18 protein-coding genes are annotated in these 17617 nt (G+C 33.7%); 5 read left to right on the top strand and 13 right to left on the bottom strand.

What is annotated here, in order from left to right:
* The 5 genes from QWY90_RS02695 to mraZ are packed head-to-tail and all read right to left on the bottom strand — an operon-like array spanning position 1 to position 5168.
* Positions 1-1464 carry a UDP-N-acetylmuramoyl-L-alanyl-D-glutamate--2,6-diaminopimelate ligase gene (locus QWY90_RS02695; RefSeq protein ID WP_290284300.1) on the bottom strand — a complete coding sequence of 488 codons (1464 nt, stop codon included), beginning with the start codon at positions 1462-1464 and terminating at the stop codon, positions 1-3.
* Positions 1461-3470: a PASTA domain-containing penicillin-binding protein gene (locus QWY90_RS02690; RefSeq protein WP_290284299.1), complete on the bottom strand. Its 2010-nt coding sequence runs from the start codon at positions 3468-3470 to the stop codon at positions 1461-1463. The genes QWY90_RS02695 and QWY90_RS02690 overlap by 4 nt, the downstream gene beginning before the upstream one ends.
* The gene (locus QWY90_RS02685) at positions 3461-3808 is read right to left on the bottom strand and encodes an FtsL-like putative cell division protein (RefSeq protein WP_290284298.1); all 348 of its coding nucleotides are present in this window, start codon (positions 3806-3808) and stop codon (positions 3461-3463) included. The genes QWY90_RS02690 and QWY90_RS02685 overlap by 10 nt, the downstream gene beginning before the upstream one ends.
* Positions 3809-3811: 3 nt before the next feature.
* Positions 3812-4720, bottom strand: a complete 909-nt coding sequence (rsmH, locus tag QWY90_RS02680; RefSeq protein ID WP_290284297.1) for a 16S rRNA (cytosine(1402)-N(4))-methyltransferase RsmH — start codon at positions 4718-4720, stop codon at positions 3812-3814.
* Entirely contained in the window at positions 4695-5168 is a 474-nt protein-coding gene (gene mraZ / locus QWY90_RS02675; protein WP_290284296.1) for a division/cell wall cluster transcriptional repressor MraZ, read from the bottom strand. Before mraZ ends, rsmH begins: the two co-directional genes overlap by 26 nt.
* Before the next feature lie 377 nt (positions 5169-5545).
* Between mraZ and QWY90_RS02670 the strand changes: the two genes are divergently transcribed.
* Both QWY90_RS02670 and yihA read left to right on the top strand, forming a co-directional pair.
* Positions 5546-6310, top strand: coding sequence for an alpha/beta fold hydrolase (locus QWY90_RS02670; RefSeq protein WP_290284294.1), 765 nt, complete (start codon positions 5546-5548; stop codon positions 6308-6310).
* Between the two features lies 1 nt (position 6311).
* On the top strand, positions 6312-6932 hold the full coding sequence (gene yihA, locus QWY90_RS02665; protein ID WP_290284293.1) for a ribosome biogenesis GTP-binding protein YihA/YsxC: 621 nt from the start codon (positions 6312-6314) through the stop codon (positions 6930-6932).
* Positions 6933-6935: 3 nt separating this feature from the next.
* Here yihA and gldC read toward each other — a convergent pair whose 3' ends face one another.
* Positions 6936-7271, bottom strand: a complete 336-nt coding sequence (gene gldC, locus QWY90_RS02660) for a gliding motility protein GldC (protein WP_290284292.1) — start codon at positions 7269-7271, stop codon at positions 6936-6938.
* Positions 7264-8232, bottom strand: a complete 969-nt coding sequence (gene gldB, locus QWY90_RS02655; RefSeq protein ID WP_290284291.1) for a gliding motility lipoprotein GldB — start codon at positions 8230-8232, stop codon at positions 7264-7266. Before gldB ends, gldC begins: the two co-directional genes overlap by 8 nt.
* Before the next feature lie 90 nt (positions 8233-8322).
* On the opposite strand from gldB, the gene nadE reads away from it, so the two are divergent.
* Both nadE and QWY90_RS02645 read left to right on the top strand, forming a co-directional pair.
* On the top strand, positions 8323-9135 hold the full coding sequence (nadE, locus tag QWY90_RS02650) for an NAD(+) synthase (protein WP_290284290.1): 813 nt from the start codon (positions 8323-8325) through the stop codon (positions 9133-9135).
* A 75-nt stretch (positions 9136-9210) separates the two neighbouring features.
* Entirely contained in the window at positions 9211-9840 is a 630-nt protein-coding gene (locus QWY90_RS02645) for a response regulator transcription factor (protein ID WP_290284289.1), read from the top strand.
* A gap of 28 nt (positions 9841-9868) precedes the next feature.
* Here the strand turns inward: QWY90_RS02645 and dnaG are convergent, their stop codons facing one another.
* The 5 genes from dnaG to QWY90_RS02620 all read right to left on the bottom strand — a co-directional run bounded on the left by dnaG (position 9869) and on the right by QWY90_RS02620 (position 15518).
* Positions 9869-11848 (bottom strand): DNA primase, encoded by a 1980-nt coding sequence (gene dnaG, locus QWY90_RS02640; RefSeq protein WP_290284288.1) that lies wholly within the window; start codon positions 11846-11848, stop codon positions 9869-9871.
* A 144-nt stretch (positions 11849-11992) separates the two neighbouring features.
* Positions 11993-13096 (bottom strand): hypothetical protein, encoded by a 1104-nt coding sequence (locus QWY90_RS02635; RefSeq protein ID WP_290284287.1) that lies wholly within the window; start codon positions 13094-13096, stop codon positions 11993-11995.
* A 33-nt stretch (positions 13097-13129) separates the two neighbouring features.
* Positions 13130-13876, bottom strand: a complete 747-nt coding sequence (locus QWY90_RS02630; protein ID WP_290284285.1) for a hypothetical protein — start codon at positions 13874-13876, stop codon at positions 13130-13132.
* On the bottom strand, positions 13863-14423 hold the full coding sequence (locus QWY90_RS02625; protein ID WP_290284284.1) for an RNA polymerase sigma factor: 561 nt from the start codon (positions 14421-14423) through the stop codon (positions 13863-13865). The genes QWY90_RS02630 and QWY90_RS02625 overlap by 14 nt, the downstream gene beginning before the upstream one ends.
* 114 nt (positions 14424-14537) lie before the next feature.
* Entirely contained in the window at positions 14538-15518 is a 981-nt protein-coding gene (locus tag QWY90_RS02620) for a polyprenyl synthetase family protein (RefSeq protein WP_290284282.1), read from the bottom strand.
* A 107-nt stretch (positions 15519-15625) separates the two neighbouring features.
* Between QWY90_RS02620 and QWY90_RS02615 the strand changes: the two genes are divergently transcribed.
* On the top strand, positions 15626-16498 hold the full coding sequence (locus QWY90_RS02615) for a hypothetical protein (protein ID WP_290284280.1): 873 nt from the start codon (positions 15626-15628) through the stop codon (positions 16496-16498).
* A gap of 56 nt (positions 16499-16554) precedes the next feature.
* Here QWY90_RS02615 and rlmN read toward each other — a convergent pair whose 3' ends face one another.
* Complete coding sequence (gene rlmN / locus QWY90_RS02610; RefSeq protein WP_290284279.1) at positions 16555-17595, bottom strand: dual-specificity RNA methyltransferase RlmN; 1041 nt, start codon at positions 17593-17595, stop codon at positions 16555-16557.
* Positions 17596-17617 lie beyond the last annotated feature (22 nt).

The raw sequence follows: 17617 nt of genomic DNA, 5'->3' as shown, positions 1-17617 counted from the left end.
TTATTTGTTTAGTTGTTCTAATAGTTCTTGTACAATTTTCATGTCATCAAAATCATGACGCACTCCGTTTATTTCCTGATACGTTTCATGTCCTTTTCCGGCAATAAGAATAATATCATTTGGGCCTGCTAACTGACAAGCGGTTTTAATAGCTTGTTTTCTATCAACAATTGACAATGTTTTTCTTTGATTTTGGGGTTGCACACCTTCTTCCATATCGGCAATAATGTCAATTGGATCTTCGGTTCTTGGATTGTCAGACGTGATGATTACTTTATTGCTCATAGTTGAAGCAATATTTGCCATGATTGGTCTTTTCGTTTTGTCTCTATCACCACCACAACCTACAACCGTTATCAATTGTTCGTTATTAGAACGAATATCATTGATGGTTTTCAAGACATTTTCTAATGCATCAGGCGTATGTGCATAATCAACAATTGCTGTAATTTGAAAGTTGGAAACAATAAATTGAAAACGCCCGGAAACACTTTCCAATTCAGATAATAATCGAAGTGCTTCTAATTTGTCTAATCCTAATTCGATTGCAGTTCCATAAATTGCTAATAAATTATAGGCGTTAAAAGTTCCTATCAATCGAACCCAGACTTCACTATCATTAATCTTCAACAACAATCCTGATAATTGGTTTTCCAGAATTTGCGCTTTATAATCGGCATAAGATTTCAAAGCATACGTCAGTTTTCTTGCAGCCGTATTCTGAATCATTACTAAACCGTTTTTGTCATCGATGTTGGTCAATGCAAAAGCTGATTTTGGCAAATGGTCAAAAAATGATTTTTTCACATCCCGATAATCCGCAAATGTTGGATGATAATCTAAATGATCGTGAGACAAATTCGTGAAAACGCCACCTTCAAAATGTAAGGCTTCGGTACGTTTTTGATGAATTCCGTGAGAGCTTACTTCCATAAAGCAATATTCAACACCCATTTCACTCATTTCTGCCAAATAATAATTGATTGTTAACGAATCTGGTGTAGTGTGTGTTGCTTTGTATTCTTTATCATCAACCATGATTTTTACGGTTGATAACAAGCCAACTTTATAGCCTGCTTTTTGGAATAATTGGTATAATAAAGATGCTATGGTAGTTTTACCATTGGTTCCAGTGATGCCAATTAATTTTAAATTTTGTGATGGATTACCATAATAATTTGCTGCTAAAAATGCCAAGGCTGAATTGGTATCTTTCACCTGAATATAAGTAACTCCAGTAACAATAACATCTGGAAATGTATCGCAAACAATAACTATTGCACCAAGATTTATGGCGGTTTCAATAAAATTATGCCCGTTTGAAACCGTTCCGCGAATGGCTACAAAAACATCATTTTCTACAACTTTTCTTGAGTCGAATTCAATTTTGTTAATGCACATTTCTGTCGAACCTTTTACAGCTTCGATGGCCACTTTATATAATATGTCTTTTAAAATAATCACGATAATTCGAGTATGATTGTTTTGGTTTTATCTAATGATTCTCCAGCCGGAATCGATTGTTTTTTTACTTTCCCGATGCCAATGACTTTAACTTTAAGTTTTAAATTTTCCAAAAGAGCCACAGCATCCATTCCGCTCATTCCTTTTAAATTTGGAATAACTTTAATCCCAGAATTAGATTTGATTTTATAATCATCATAAGCTACTTCCTGTTTGCTGATTTTTTTATTCAGATTTTTGATTTCGTTTGTTGATGGCGAATCTGTAAAAATCTTTTGCGCAATTCGTTTAAAAACCGGTCCGGCAACATCGGCACCATAATAATTATTTCCGGAAGTATTGGGTTTGTGAACTACAACTATGCAGGAATATTTTGGGTTTTCTGCTGGAAAGTAACCAACAAAAGAAGAGATATAATGTTTGTCATTTCCTCCGTTTTTTCCATAATTAGCCTGTGCCGTTCCTGTTTTACCTGCCATTGAGAAATCTTTGGAATACAACTTTGAACCTGTTCCTTTTTTTACCACATTTTGCATTACGGCTTTTAGTTTGGCAATAGTTTCGTCTGAACAAATCTTCGGATTGATGACTTTTTTGTTGTATGTTTTGATGATTTTATTCCATTCTTTTATTTCTGAAACAAATTGTGGTTTAACCATTTCGCCATTATTGGCAACAGCATTATACAAGGTCAATGTTTGTAATGGAGTTACTGAAACACCATAACCAAAAGCCATCCATGGTAACGAAATGGCGCTCCAGTGTTTGTCTGTTGTTTGCGGGATATAGGGTTTGCCTTCTCCCTGAAATGGCAATCCTAATGGTTTGTTCAAACCCATTCGGTCAATTCTATCTACAAACTGTTGTGGATTGTTTCTGTAATTTTCATAAACCGCCTGAACCATTATGGTATTCGAAGAAACTTCAAAACCTCGTGCTAAAGATATTTTACCATAACCGCCTTCGTGTGAGTCGCGAACTTTGTTTCCTCTGTAATCAATAATTCCACCTTTGCTATCATAAACTTTACTCGTGTCTATTTTATGATCATCAAGCAATGCTATCATATCAACCAATTTGAATGTTGAACCAGGTTCGTGAGATTCGGCTATAGCATAATTTGTAGTTTCGAAATAAGTTGAATCGGTTTCTTTAAGTTTTCCTAAATTAGAAATGGCCTTTATTTTTCCGGTTTTGGTTTCCATAACTACAACACAACCGTGTTCGGCTTTAAACTCTTTCAACTGTTTCATCAAGGCATGGTGTGCAATATCCTGGATATAAACATCGATAGTAGAAATCACGTCATATCCATCTTGCGGATCAATTTCATTCACATCGCGAATAGGTTTCCATTGCCCTTTGGCAATTTTTTGCTTTAAGACTTTACCGTCTTTTCCGTTTAAATATTTTCTGAAAGACCATTCAATTCCTTTACCGATTCGGATTCCATTTTCGTCTATTCGGTCATAACCAATAGTTCTTTCGGCAATTTTTCCAATGGGATGTTCACGAACGGTTTCCTGCTCAGTAATCATTCCGCCTTTGTTAGCACCTAAATTGAAAAGTGGAAAACCTTTAATTTTTATGTATTCGGTATAGCTTAAATCACGGGCGATTAATAAATATCTGTTCTTGTTAGCGCGGGCCATTCTCAATTGTGTGTGGTAAAAAGAACTTGGTTTGCCCAGCATTTTTGCCAATGAATCAGCTAGAGGCAGTACGTTTTTCTCGAAAGCTATTCCTTTTGGTGCCATAGCATCAAAACGGATATTGTAATTTGGGATTGATGTAGCTAACAAACTTCCGTCGGAAGAATAGATATTCCCTTTATTGGCTGGTATGACAAAGTTTCTTACCGTTCTTTCTTTTGCTAATTTTCGGTAGTAATCACCTTGAGACCATTGAATTTTGGTCAAATTAAAAGTGATTAATACAGCCATTATGAAGATGCTGAACGCAACTAAATAAATTCGGTAAGAGATATGTTTATCTTCTACTGCCATAGTCTTTGAAAGAAACTTTTTTCTGTTGGTTTTTTAACTTTTATTTTTTGTGGCGGAACTGAAGATGGGAAAATTTTTCTTTTTTCCATTTCTTCAGAAACTGTCGATTCCATTTTTAATTTCATTAATTCTGAACGCTTATCTACAAACTCTGATCGTAATTCTTTTACTTCATTTGTGAGTTCTGTGATGCGAAAACATTTTTGTTCAAATCGGTGTGTATTGGCAATCATCAAAAGCGCTAACAGAAACAGAAAAACTATAAAACGCCAGTTTCTTGTAGCGTCTTCATTGACTAAAAACCGAGCTTTTAATATGCTATAAACTCCATTTTTCATGCTTTATTTTTTTTCAGCTATTCTAAGTTTTGCGCTTCTTGCTCGGTTATTCACTTTTATTTCTGCTTCACTTGGTACGATTAATTTTTCTATGCTTTTAAACGGAACTGAAAAATTTCCAAAAAAGTCACGTTCTGGCTCACCTTCAAACATGCCGTTTTTTATAAATCGTTTTACCAATCTGTCTTCTAATGAATGGTAGGAAATCACACTTAATCTTCCCTCTGGTTTCAATATTTCAAGCGATTGTTCTAAAAATTCTTTCAAAACATCCATTTCCTGATTTACTTCAATTCGTATTGCCTGATAGATTTGAGCCAGGATTTTATTTTTAAATTGTTCGGGCAAAAATCTTGACAAAACAATTTTCAATTCATCTGTTGTCCCGATTGCTTTCTTTTCTCTTGCTTCGACAATTGTTCTGGCTAAAGCTGGAGCTACTTTTAATTCTCCGTAATCCAAAAACACTCTTTTTAAATTGGCTTCATCATATTCATTAACTACTTTGAAAGCATTCAAATCATTTTTTTTACTCATCCTCATATCCAAATCAGCATCAAAACGAGTAGAAAAACCTCTTTCCGGAACATCAAACTGATGTGAAGAAACTCCTAAATCTGCTAAAATTCCATCAACACTTTTTACACCGTGAAATCTCAAAAACCGTTTGATGTATCTAAAATTTTCAGGTATTAACGTAAACCTTTCATCTGGCAAAGCATTGGCAAAAGCATCTTCATCTTGGTCAAACCCAAATAGTTTACCGTTTGGGCCTAACCGGCTTAAAATTTCTTTGGAATGTCCACCGCCACCAAAAGTTACATCTACATAAACACCATTAAGTTTGATGTTTAGTCCGTCAACAGTTTCTTTTAATAAAACCGGATTATGATACTCCATTGTCATCGTCATTAGTATTTCCCATTACATCTTCGGCTAAATCAGCAAAATCAATATCATCACCAGCAATTGACTTTTCGTATAAATCTTTATCCCAAATCTCTACAATATTAACCGCAGAAGACAAGACGATATCTTTTGAAATCTTACTAAACGCCACCAAGTCTTTTGGAACTAACAACCTTCCTAAATCATCAACTTCTACCACTTTTACGCCCGCTGTAAACCGACGAATAAAGTCGTTGTTTTTCTTAACAAAGCGGTTTAATTTGTTGATTTTTTGCATCATCAAATTCCACTCAGTCATAGGATATAACTCTAAACAAGGCTGAAAAACCGAACGCTTCAAGACAAAGCCATCTTGCAGAGAATTAGACAATTGCTTCTTTAACGCCGAAGGAATCATCAATCTCCCTTTGGCATCAACCTTGCATTCGTATGTTCCGATTATGGTGTTCAATTTATTTTGGTTTCGTTACGAGCAAAAATATAAAAATAATTACCACAATTTACCACAAAATACCACTTTGTTAATAAGTTTTACCACTTCATTCCATTTTTGATGAAAAAATTTAGAAACCTATTGGCTAAAACATAAAAAATACGGGGTGCGTTTCGCAGAAAGAAAATGAGGGATAAAAAATTTATTTTTAGTATGATTTGGTTTTAGTGTTTTAGCTTGAAATATTTTTGTGATTGTTGATAAATACTACTTTATTAGTTTCTAATTGAATGCTGATGAGATTATCAATTTTAGCAGTAAATAATCCTTATATAAATGGGTTTTAATCTATAAAATCATATATTTGTTCCCGAGGCAAAACTCAAAGAAGTCACATGGAAGGAAAATTTAAAAAAGAGGGTAGATATTCCTATTTTGAAGCTGGTGAGGGCACACCAATAGTCGTTTTACACGGATTGATGGGTGGGTTAAGTAACTTTAATGGAGTTGCCAACTATTTCTCATCTAAAGGCTATAAGGTAGTTATTCCAGAGTTGCCACTTTATACCCAAAACATTTTAAAGACCAATGTAAAAGCTTTTGCAAAATATGTAAAAGACTTTATCAATTTTAAAGGTTTTGACCGTGTAATTCTTTTGGGAAATTCTCTTGGTGGACATATTGCATTGTATCATGCTAAAGTTTATCCTGAAAAAGTTGCCGGACTAGTAATTACTGGAAGTTCTGGTCTTTACGAAAGTGCCATGGGTGATAGTTACCCTAAACGTGGCGATTATGAGTACATTAAGAAAAAAGCAGAAGCTGTTTTTTATGATCCAAAAGTAGCTTCAAAAGAAATGGTTGACGAAGTTTTTTCTGTTGTAAATGATAGAATTAAAGTTATTAAAACATTGACCATTGCCAAAAGTGCCATTCGTCATAATATGGCCAAAGATTTACCAAAGATGCATGTTAAAACCTGTATAATTTGGGGTAAAAATGATCAAGTAACACCACCAGAAGTAGCAAATGAATTTCATAAATTAATGCCAAATTCTTCATTATATTGGATTGACAAATGTGGACATGCAGCAATGATGGAACATCCTGACGAATTCAACCGTTTGCTTGACGAATGGTTAAAAGAAGTTCATTTATAACATGAAAATCAATACCGCCGAATTTATTATCAGTAATTCAGATGTAAGTAAATGTCCGTTGGAACGTTTACCTGAATATGCTTTTATTGGTCGCTCCAATGTTGGGAAATCTTCTTTAATCAACATGTTGACCAATCATAAAAATTTGGCTAAAACATCTGGGAAACCCGGGAAAACACAGTTGATTAATCATTTTAAAATCAATTCGAATTGGTTTTTAGTAGATTTACCTGGTTATGGTTACGCACGTGTTTCCAAAAGGACAAAAGAAGTTTTTCAAGAGTTTATCACTGATTATTTTGAAAAAAGAGAACAGTTGGTTTGTGCTTTTGTACTAATAGATATTCGGTTAGAGGCACAGAAAATCGATTTAGAGTTCATTACTTATTTGGGTGAAATTGAAATCCCTTTCTGCATTATATTTACTAAAGCAGATAAAATAAGTAAGGGCAAAATTGAATCGAACATCGCCGCCTATCGAAAAGCACTTCTGGCAAACAACTGGGAAGAAATGCCGCAACATTTTGTGACTTCAGCTACAGAAACTACCGGAAGAGAAGCTGTTTTAGAATATATTGACGATGTAAATACAGAAGTATTTAAAGACCTCAATCAATTTTAATTTCTATTTCTTTAACTCCATTTTTTCGGCAAAATAATCACAGAAATCTTTCATGGTATCCGCCATTTTTTCATCTTGAGTAGCTCGTTGAAAAGTATCAGCCATAGCAACTAATGTTTGATGGAAAAACAATTTCATTTCATCAACAGGCATGTTTTTTGTCCATAAATCTATACGAAGTGTTTCTTGTACTTTGCTATCCCAAACAGAAAGCATCATTGCTTTTGCCTCTTGTTGTTCAACGCCACCATCTTGTGCTGACCAAGTTAATTTTTCTGGAACACGGTTTTCATCTAATTCAACTATGATTTTTATTTCGGAGGTTATGCTTTTACTCATCTGACTTTTTTGGTTTGTATTTGGATTTTTCAAATATTTCTTTGGCATTCATTTTTAGCATTTCTTGCATACTAACGTCATTATTTTGCATAAACGAACGAACAATTTGCCATCCAATCCATTGCCCAACTCTTCCCGGAGATTCGTTATCTATCTCCAAATAAAACTTAGAAAACGGCGCCAAATTTATAAAACGTCCGGGTAATTTGGAATCTGAGCTATATAGTAATTCCTTTTCAATAAAATAACGCCAAATATAACTCTCGTTTTCTTGGCACCATGAAATTTGTTCAGGCAAATAACCAATTTTTTCGGCATCAATATAATTAGGTAGTAACTGATCTTTTAAATACAACTGTTTTCCATAATATATCATTTCTCCAAGCAATATTTTTTCTGTTGGTGGAGGAATTTTACCTAACGAAAAGCTCGTAACGATATCTGGTAGCATTTGTCTTTCTTCAAAATTTTGCTCTAAATATTTAGGAAACTCATAAAATTTATGATTGGCTCCAAGATATAACTCCAACGAAATTACAAGTTTATCATTGGCATAAATAGCCTTGTTGTTGTAATCCATATCCGCAATAACCGTGTACACTTTTGGCATTACTGCGTTTGGAAAAAAATACTTTATATGTTTAAACAAATCCTCAATTCCTGAGGTTTGCTCTCCAAAATTGGAATATTTCTTTTCCACTTCTTGATATAATTCCCTCCATTGCGGGTTTTGCATTTTGTCAGTCCAAATTTTATCAGGGGTTCCTTCTGGGAAGAAAAAAGGATATTCGGCTTTTAGATTTTGCAACTCATTTGGTGGTGTTTCAAAAAATGCTTTGTCAAAACGATAAATCTTAAGTGTAACTGGGGGAGTTTCCTCTATTGCTTTTTCTACTTTAGATTTTTTATCACAAGAGGCTAAACCAACTAAAAAGGCTAATAGAACTAAATATTTTTTCATTATAAAATTAATGATATTAAATCGATTAAAAACTTCTGATTTTTTACATTTGCAAATATACAGTTCAGTTTCTAAAAAAATTCATAACAAATGGCAAAAAAAAGTACTATTAAGGTAGGGGAAATCACCACCTTTATTGTTACATGGTTGAAGGATTATGCAACAAATGCGAATGTGAATGGTTTTATTGTTGGAATTTCAGGCGGAGTTGACTCTGCTGTGACTTCTTCACTTTGTGCTCAAACGGGTTTAACCACCTTATGTGTTGAAATGCCAATTCATCAGAACAGAACCCATGTGAGTCGAGGAAGGGAACATATAGAGCAATTAAAAAAGCGATTTCCGAATGTGAAAAATGTTGAAACGGATTTGACATTAGTTTTTGAAACGTTTAAAAAGGAAGTGCCAAGCACAGAAAATGAAACAAAGCTAAATTTGTCTTTAGCCAATACCAGAGCAAGATTGCGAATGACAACATTATATTATCTTGCTGGAATTCATGGTTTGCTGGTCGCTGGAACTGGAAACAAAGTAGAAGATTTTGGTGTTGGTTTTTATACCAAATATGGTGATGGCGGTGTTGATTTGAGTCCGATTGCAGATTTAATGAAAAGTGATGTTTATGCTTTGGGTGACTATTTAAAAATCCCAAAATCTATTCAAAATGCTGCGCCATCAGATGGATTATTTGGAGATTCAAGAACTGATGAAGAGCAAATTGGTGCAAGTTATGACGAATTAGAATGGGCAATGCTTGAAGCTGAAAGTAATGGAAAAAATGAAAATTTCACTAAAAGAGAAAAAGAAGTCTTTGAAATTTACAAAAAGTTGAATACAATAAATCAACATAAAATGAAGCCAATTCCTGTATGTTTAATCCCTTTAGAATATAAAAATAGTTAAATATTTTAACATTTTTAGAATATGTTTTCTTACCTTTACGGGTAGTTTTATTAACTTTTATCAAATACCACAATTATGATAAATTTATGTGTAGCGGATAACTTTCCAGTAGTACACTTTGGAATGAAGGCTTATTTTAAGGATCATCCTGAAATAAATGTCGTTTCAAATGTAGGTAACTTTTTTATGGTTCCGGATGCATTAAGAAACAAAGAAATTGACGTCTTAATCATCGATTTAGAGCTTGAAGGATTAAAGAGTATTTATGAAGTCAAGTCAATCATTAAAAATTTTCCAAAAACAAAAGTTATTGTTTTTAGTAGTTTGTCAGAACATATTTATGCTCCAAATGCTATAAAGGCTGGTTGTGCGGGTTATGTTCACAAGACATCAAAGCTTGAAAATTTAGGAATTGCCATTGTCAAAGTAAGTCAGGGGCAAATTATTCTAAATGATGAAATCAAGAAAAGTTTAGCATTGATTGCTAAACAAAACAAATCGGAACGTTTGTATCGCAAACTTTCTAATCGAGAAATCGAAGTGCTTCGTTTTTTAAGCGATGGTAAAAAAAACAATGAGATCGCTAAAATTTTAGCTTTAAACGAAAAAACTATTAGTACTTACAAACTTCGTTTACTAACGAAACTTAATGTAACGAATCTGGTTGACCTTGTTAACAAAGCAAAAACCTTAGAAATCGTTTAAAATTGAACCTCGCAAACGCGAGGTTTTTTTATAGATAAGTTGAGCGTATTCTTCCTATTTTGTTAGTCAGATTAACTTTTAGTTTGTTATAATCGTTGATGGTTGATTTTAGTTCTTCTAAATCATTTTCTTCTTCACTGCTGTAATTGTTCATCAAATCCATAATCAATTTATTGATAAGAAATTCGCGAAGAGAAACAATAGTTTCTGAAACATATTGTGATACATTTTGAATTTTAGTTTTCACATAAATATGCTTGGTTTCCCAATTGTGAAGCAACTCTTTTTCTTCTAACATCAAAATGTCCGTAACCATTTGTGAGTGTTCAATAGACAATTGCATTAAATACTGTTCTATATTGAAATGCTCGTTTTGATTATAATATGCTATTAAATCATTATAGATTTCTTTAAATAAAGGATTGGCTAATTCTACTTCGTCTTCTTGCAAACTCAAATAAATTCGTTGATGAACTTTAACAGTATTGGTTTCTTTTTCTTCAATCATTTCGCCGTCTTCATTGGCCTTCAAAATAAAATCATCAAAGTCGGCTTCCTGAGAACCATAAAGCAATAACATTTCAATAATCTTACGTTCCAATTCGTAAACAATATTGACTTTTTCCTGCTGAAAAAGCGGCTCGTTTTTAACAACTTCAAATGCCTTTTGTTCTTGTTTAAGTTTTTTTCCAGCTTCCGATATGTCTTTCTGAACTAATTGAGCTAACGTATTCAATAACACTTGCTCAGAAATATCCATAATACGAGCTGTTTCCTGAATATAGATTTCCCGTTTAATTCTATCCGGAATTTTAGAAATACTTACAACCATATCTCGAATCAAATCGGCTTTTTTGATTGGATCATTATTGGCTTCATCCATCAAAAGTGATGCTTTGAATTGGATAAAATCTTTAGCGTTGTTTTCTAAATACAAAACTAAATCTTCATACGAATTCTTTCTGGCAAAACTATCCGGATCATCACCATCAGGGAACGTGCAAACTTTTACATTCATTCCTTCTTCGAGAATCAAATCAATTCCACGAACAGAAGCGCGAAGTCCTGCAGCATCTCCATCGAAAAGAACGGTGATATTTTTGGTCAATCGGTTGATTAATCGAATTTGGTCTGGCGTTAAAGCCGTTCCGGATGAAGCTACCACATTTTCAATTCCGGCCTGATGCAACTGGATTACATCGGTATACCCTTCTACTAAATAGCAATTATTTTGTTTGGCAATCGCTTGTTTGGCGTGGAAAATTCCGTAAAGGACTTTACTTTTATGGTAAATATCACTCTCGGGTGAATTCAGGTATTTAGCAGCCTTTTTATCATTGTTTAAAATCCGTCCGCCAAAACCTAAATTTCGTCCTGACAAACTCTGAATCGGGAACATTACTCTTCCTTTGAAACGGTCAAAATGTTTTCCGTCTTCTCTTGCAATGGTCAAACCAACTTTTTTAAGAAATTCTAATTGATATCCTTTCGACAATGCTTGTTTAGTAAAAGCATCCCAAGTTTCTGGAGAATAACCTAAACCAAATTTGGCAATGGTTTCATTGGTGAAACCTCTTTCTTTGAAATACGACAAACCAATTGCTTTTCCTTCTTCGGAATTTAAAAGCGTGTCGTGAAAATACGTTTTCGCAAATTCCGAAACCAAATACATGCTTTCTTTTTCGTTGGCTTCTATTTTATCTTCTTGAGACGTTTCGGTTTCTTCAATTTCGATATTGTATTTATTTGCCAAAAAACGAATGGCTTCGGGATAAGTAAAATGTTCATGTTCCATAAGGAAAGTGACCACACTTCCGCCTTTTCCCGAACTGAAATCTTTCCAAATTTGCTTCACAGGAGAAACCATGAACGAAGGAGAACGTTCATCCGAAAACGGACTCAATCCTTTGTAATTGCTGCCGGCACGTTTGAGCTGGACGAAATCACCTATGACTTCTTCCACTCGTGCGGTTTCAAAAACTTTATCTATAGTTTCGCGGGTAATCAAAATTAGATTTTTAGATTTTTAGATTTTTAGAAAACAAAAAAAATGAATGAGCGTAAAAATACATAATTTAGAACGTAAAATAAAAAAAGATGCTTCATTGCTGAAACATCTTTTCGAAGTATAAACTAACCTAAACAAATTATTTTAATTCAAGTCAAAACGAACACCGAGTGATATGTTGTTTTGCTTAACGGCATTGTCTTTAAACAATGGATTTAAATCATATTTCAGATATAAACTTGTTGCGCGATAACCAAGATAGGTACTTACTCCGTAAATAAAATCATTGGCATTAAATCCGCCTTTTTCCTTAACGGTAATGTCATGTCCGTCTGCTTCGTATTTTAAAATCTGTTTTGATTTTACTCTGAATCCTGCATAACCGCCTATTCCGAATCGAATGCTTTCATGACTTCTGAATATTGTTTTGCCTTCGGCATTTTTTTTAGCTTTTGTAAAATCAAATTCTAAATGCACTGGTGCTGTTAAATACACATTTCTGAAACGCGAATCATGAAGATTAACAGAACTTGTTTCCAAATCGGTCTGGTTTCCGTTTGCAACGAATAATCTATTGCCTGTTGGGCGAAGATTATTATACATTACTGAAAATCCGTATTTTAAATGCAATAAATTGTCATTTTTGAAAAGGCGGGTGTTTGAAGTAAATCCCCATTCGTAGAAATGGGAACCCCAATATCTATAATCAGAATTATTAGCGCTTCCGTTGGTAACTAAGTTATTTACACCTGCTGCAAATACAAATTGAGAAGTAGTTCTTCTTTCACCGAGTCTTTTTCTTTCGTTGTATTTTCTTCTAATTCCGTTGACATCAATATAAGTACTGTCAGTAACTTTATACGTTATTTTATATTTCTTGCCAATTAGTACAATGCTATCCCTTTCCTTAGGATTGCTTTCTGAACTTGAAATCTTTCCGTTCACTTTTTGCTGTACTAACTCTTTTAGTTCTTCGTGAGAAACTGCTACTTTATTTTCGATTATAAGTGCGCGTGCTTCGGCTAATTTTTTCTTTTTAACATCTGCTTCTGCTTTAGTAATGGTTCCGCTTTCGAATTGTTTATTAACTTCTTCTATTTCAATTTTCAATGCTTCTTTTTCATCTTTTGTGATTTTTTCGATCTTGTCTGCAATTTGTCTTGCTTTTGATTCGAAGGTTTCCTGCGCAACTACTTTCCCTGCAAATAGGCATGCCGCTAGTGCTAAATAAATTGTAAAATTTCTCATGATGTTTGATTTAAATGTGATTAATGATTGTTTTTATTCGTTATTTCTGTTGGCCAAAGCCACTTTAAGTTCCATATAGTTTTTTGTTAATCTATTGATTGCTTTTTCACGGAAAGTCATTTCTACTTCACCGTCAGCATGGGATAATAAAGTGTTGGGATCAACGTTAATTTTATCAGATTTTGCTTTGCTTTTTGATTTACCTATATTTTCAGCCGAAGCCAGTAGCTCATCAACATCAACATATGTTGTTTTTTTCTGAACTTCTTTTGGTGTTGTTGAAATAACTCTTGGCAACTCTTTCAAAGCCACATCGGAACTGTTTTGAAATTCAATTTCTTTTTCACGATTAATAAGTGGATTGTTGGATTGATTTTGATTGTTTGGCGTTTTTTGATTTTGGATTGAAACTCGTTGATTATTATTTGTTATATGTGATTTTGGATTTTGGTTATCTGTTGAAACTAATTCTTGTTTTTCTTCCAGGATTGGAGATTGTATTTCGTTTACTGGTTTTTGAACCGTATCGATAGGTTCCGAAGTAACTACATCATCTTTAGGCTGAATTTTTATACTATTTTGTGTGAAGAAAAACATACCAACAGCTATCAAAACCGTGATGCTTGCAGCAATAAACAAAAATCCAAAAGGTCGTCTTGTTTTTTTTTCTTCAGCAACCGAAAGCATTGCATCTAATCTGTCCCAAGCTTGAGTTGAAGGTTGAATTTCTCTCGAATTCAACTTTTCTCTTATCTGATTTTCTAATTTAATAGGTTCCATTATTGTAATTTTTTAATTTTTTAATATTGTCTTGCAACATTCTTCGAGCGTGTGATAATTGAGATTTTGAAGTGCCTTCATTAATTCCGAGCATTTCTGCAATTTCTTGATGTTTGAATCCTTCAATGCAATACAAATTGAAAACCATTTTGTAACCATCGGGTAAATTGTCAATCAAAAACTGAATATCTTCTACCGAAAATTGGCTTTCTATATTATTATATCTTTCCTCGACATAATTCTCGTCTTCAATGAACTTTACTTTTTTCTGAACTCTGATAAAAGAAATGCATTCATTAATCATGATTCTTCTTATCCAACCTTCAAAGCTTCCTTTGTGTTCAAAATTTTTTAAATTAGTAAACACTTTCATAAAAGCCGTAATCATAACATCTTCCGCTTGATGCACATCTTTTATGTATTGGCGGCAAACACTTAACATTTTTGGTGAAAATTTAGAATATAATTTATGTTGCGCATGACGATTATTGTCGACAGCCAATTCGATTAGTTCTTTTTCTTCTTGATGTAAATTGATTACTTTCAAAACTATTGGTTAGTGTTCTATTAGCATAGACGAGGATGGTTGTAAAATAGTTGCATGATAATTTTAAAAAAAATAAAATCCCATTAAAATCAAGTCTTAACGAATGAAAATATTTTATTTTTTTCTTTCAATAACGTAATTTACCATAAGTGAGAGCGAATCTCTATAATCAGATTGGGGGAATTTCTCTAAAATCTGAAGTGCTTCTTGCTGGAATGCTATCATTTTTTCTTCGGCATAACGCAAACCGTTTTTATCTTTTACAAATTGGATAACTTCCTTAACGCGTTTTTTGTCTTTGTTGTGATTCTTGATTGAATTGATGCACCAAGTTTTTTCTTTGGGTAAACAATTATTTAATGCGTAAATTAAAGGTAATGTCATTTTTTGTTCCTTGATATCAATTCCGGTTGGTTTCCCAATGGCGTCATCGGTATAATCAAATAAATCGTCTTTGATTTGAAATGCCATTCCGATAAGTTCTCCAAATTTGCGCATGGCTTCCACTTTCGCCTCATCTTCAGAAACTGATTTGGCACCAAGAGCACAACAAGACGCAATTAAAGTAGCAGTTTTTTTTCTGATGATTTCATAATATATTTCTTCGACGATGTCTAATCTCCTTGCTTTTTCAATTTGAAGTAATTCTCCTTCACTCATTTCTCTTACTGCAACCGAAATTATTCGGAGTAAATCAAAATCGCCATTATCAATAGAAAGTAGTAATCCTTTTGACAATAAATAATCGCCGACTAAAACTGCAATTTTATTTTTCCACAAAGCATTAATAGAGAAAAATCCGCGACGCCTGTTGCTATCATCAACCACATCGTCATGAACCAACGTTGCTGTGTGAATCAACTCAATTACACTAGCGCCACGATAAGTTCTTTCGTTAACTTCATTTTTTTCGGAAAGCATTTTGGCAACTAAAAAAACAAACATTGGTCGCATTTGTTTTCCTTTTCTGTTTACGATGTAATAAGTAATCCTGTTGAGTAACGCAATTTTAGAAGTCATCGATTCATAGAACTTTTTTTCAAAAAGTTCCATTTCCATTTGAATCGGTTTTTTTATTTGTGAGGTGATGTTCATCGCTTTCAAATATACAATAATGGAATCGTTTAAGAAATTTTTTTACTTTTGATTAAACCTTTTGTAAAAACCCAACTCTTACACAGCAAACCATAAAAAATAGAACTATGAAAACAACAAAATTAATACTAGTATTTTCCTTTTTGCTAACAATTATTAGCTGCTCTAAAGAGGACAATGGTAACGCTATTTCATCAGAAGATGCTAAAGTAAGTGCCAAAATTGATGCAATGAACGACGATGTATCAAGCATTGTTGAAGAACAAGAAACTAATACTTATTCAAATTCAACAAATGGTAAAGTTACTGATTTAGCTCAATCAGAACTTACAAACTGTGCAACTATTACAAGAGTTCCTGCATTTGGAACACCACCAACCATTGGGCAAACTGTAACTAAAACAATCGATTTTGGAACAAGTTGCACTTTAAACAGCGGGAATGTAGTTAGCGGAAGAATCATCATCACCTTTGTATACCAACCAGAAGCTACTTCACACACTATAACTTATTCGTTTGACAATTTTATACACAATGGTATTGCATTTAACGGAGACAAAATATTTACCAGAACTATGATAACAACTACTTCTAATCCAAATCCACACCCACAAGTAACAATGACTATGGATATGACTGCTACGGTTCCTAATGTTGGTATTTATCATAGAGTTGGAACTAGAGTCAGAGAAATAATTGAAGGATTTGGTACTGAAATTTTGACTGATAATATTTATAAAATTACTGGGAATTGGGTAACTACTACACCAAGTGGCGCTAACCAAACTAGCACTATTACAACGCCATTGAATGTAAAAATGAGTTGCTTAGTAGTAAACAAACCTCTAATTGTTTCTGGCATCATTACTATTATTAGAAATGCCACTACAGCTACACTTGATTTTGGAAATGGAGATTGTGATAACCTAGCCGTATTTACTGTAAACGGAAACAGTTATAATATTATTATTGGAAATTAAGATTGCTATTTATAAAAGGAGAAAGTCCCGACTTCAAACAGAAATCGGGACTTTTTTTATGATTTATTAGCTAATTGTCCGCAGGCTGCATCAATATCTTTTCCTCGGCTTCGGCGCACTTTGGCAACAATGTCATTTTTCGCTAAAGCTTTTATGTAATTTTCAATGGCTTCATCTGACGCTTGTTGGAATTCTCCATCATCAATGGGGTTGTATTCAATCAAATTGACTTTACATGGGACATATTTACAGAATTTAACCAAAGCATCTATCGAAGCTTTATCATCGTTAATGCCTTTCCAAACGACGTATTCGTATGTGATTTTGCTTTTTGTTTTTTGATACCAATACTGTAAAGCTTCTTTCAATTCAGGTAACTGAAAGTTTTTGGTAAAAGGCATGATGTGATTTCTAGTTTCTTCAATAGCAGAATGCAATGAAACAGCCAACTTAAATTTTACATCATCGTCCGCCATTTTTTTAATCATCTTTGAAACTCCTGAAGTGGAAACCGTAATCCGCTTTGGCGACATTCCTAAACCTTCTTCAGAGGTAATCATATCAATCGCTTTCATAACATTGTTGTAATTCATCAAAGGCTCTCCCATTCCCATAAAAACAATATTCGAAAGTGGTCGGTTGTAATACAGACGACTTTCTCTATCAATCGCAACAACTTGGTCGTAGATTTCTCCGGGCTCCAGATTTCGCATCCTTTTTAAACGTGCAGTGGCGCAAAAATTACAATCCAAACTACAACCAACCTGGCTCGAAACACAAGCTGTAGTTCTGGTTTCTGTCGGAATCAAAACGCTTTCCACAATTAAACCGTCGTGTAAACGAACTGCATTTTTCACCGTGCCGTCTTCACTGCGTTGCATTTGGTCAACCTTAATATGATTTATCACGAAGTTATTTTCGAGCATGACTCGCGTTTCTTTTGAAACATTGGTCATGTCTTCAAAATTATGTAAAGCTTTACTCCAAAGCCATTCATAAACCTGATTACCTCGAAATGCTTTGTCTCCATTGGCCATAAAAAAATCACGCAATTGTTCTTTAGTTAAACTTCGGATGTCCTTTTTTTCGATTTCCATAGCGCAAAGTTAGTCATAAAGT

The sequence above is a fragment of the Flavobacterium paronense genome, assembly GCF_030409795.1.
GTDB lineage: Bacteria > Bacteroidota > Bacteroidia > Flavobacteriales > Flavobacteriaceae > Flavobacterium > Flavobacterium paronense.
The sequence above is the reverse complement of the archived record's forward strand: the minus strand, read 5'-3'. Positions and strand labels throughout refer to the sequence as shown.

What these genes read in the sequence shown, in the direction of transcription:
- QWY90_RS02620 (WP_290284282.1), bottom strand. Translation starts at nt 15,518, where the DNA reads ATGAACATCACCTCACAAATAAAAAAACCGATTCAAATGGAAATGGAA.
- QWY90_RS02670 (WP_290284294.1), top strand. Translation starts at nt 5,546, where the DNA reads ATGGAAGGAAAATTTAAAAAAGAGGGTAGATATTCCTATTTTGAAGCT.
- QWY90_RS02635 (WP_290284287.1), bottom strand. Translation starts at nt 13,096, where the DNA reads ATGAGAAATTTTACAATTTATTTAGCACTAGCGGCATGCCTATTTGCA.
- rsmH (WP_290284297.1), bottom strand. Translation starts at nt 4,720, where the DNA reads ATGACGATGACAATGGAGTATCATAATCCGGTTTTATTAAAAGAAACT.
- rlmN (WP_290284279.1), bottom strand. Translation starts at nt 17,595, where the DNA reads ATGGAAATCGAAAAAAAGGACATCCGAAGTTTAACTAAAGAACAATTG.
- QWY90_RS02685 (WP_290284298.1), bottom strand. Translation starts at nt 3,808, where the DNA reads ATGAAAAATGGAGTTTATAGCATATTAAAAGCTCGGTTTTTAGTCAAT.
- nadE (WP_290284290.1), top strand. Translation starts at nt 8,323, where the DNA reads ATGGCAAAAAAAAGTACTATTAAGGTAGGGGAAATCACCACCTTTATT.
- gldB (WP_290284291.1), bottom strand. Translation starts at nt 8,232, where the DNA reads ATGAAAAAATATTTAGTTCTATTAGCCTTTTTAGTTGGTTTAGCCTCT.
- QWY90_RS02690 (WP_290284299.1), bottom strand. Translation starts at nt 3,470, where the DNA reads ATGGCAGTAGAAGATAAACATATCTCTTACCGAATTTATTTAGTTGCG.
- QWY90_RS02615 (WP_290284280.1), top strand. Translation starts at nt 15,626, where the DNA reads ATGAAAACAACAAAATTAATACTAGTATTTTCCTTTTTGCTAACAATT.
- yihA (WP_290284293.1), top strand. Translation starts at nt 6,312, where the DNA reads ATGAAAATCAATACCGCCGAATTTATTATCAGTAATTCAGATGTAAGT.
- gldC (WP_290284292.1), bottom strand. Translation starts at nt 7,271, where the DNA reads ATGAGTAAAAGCATAACCTCCGAAATAAAAATCATAGTTGAATTAGAT.
- QWY90_RS02645 (WP_290284289.1), top strand. Translation starts at nt 9,211, where the DNA reads ATGATAAATTTATGTGTAGCGGATAACTTTCCAGTAGTACACTTTGGA.
- QWY90_RS02630 (WP_290284285.1), bottom strand. Translation starts at nt 13,876, where the DNA reads ATGGAACCTATTAAATTAGAAAATCAGATAAGAGAAAAGTTGAATTCG.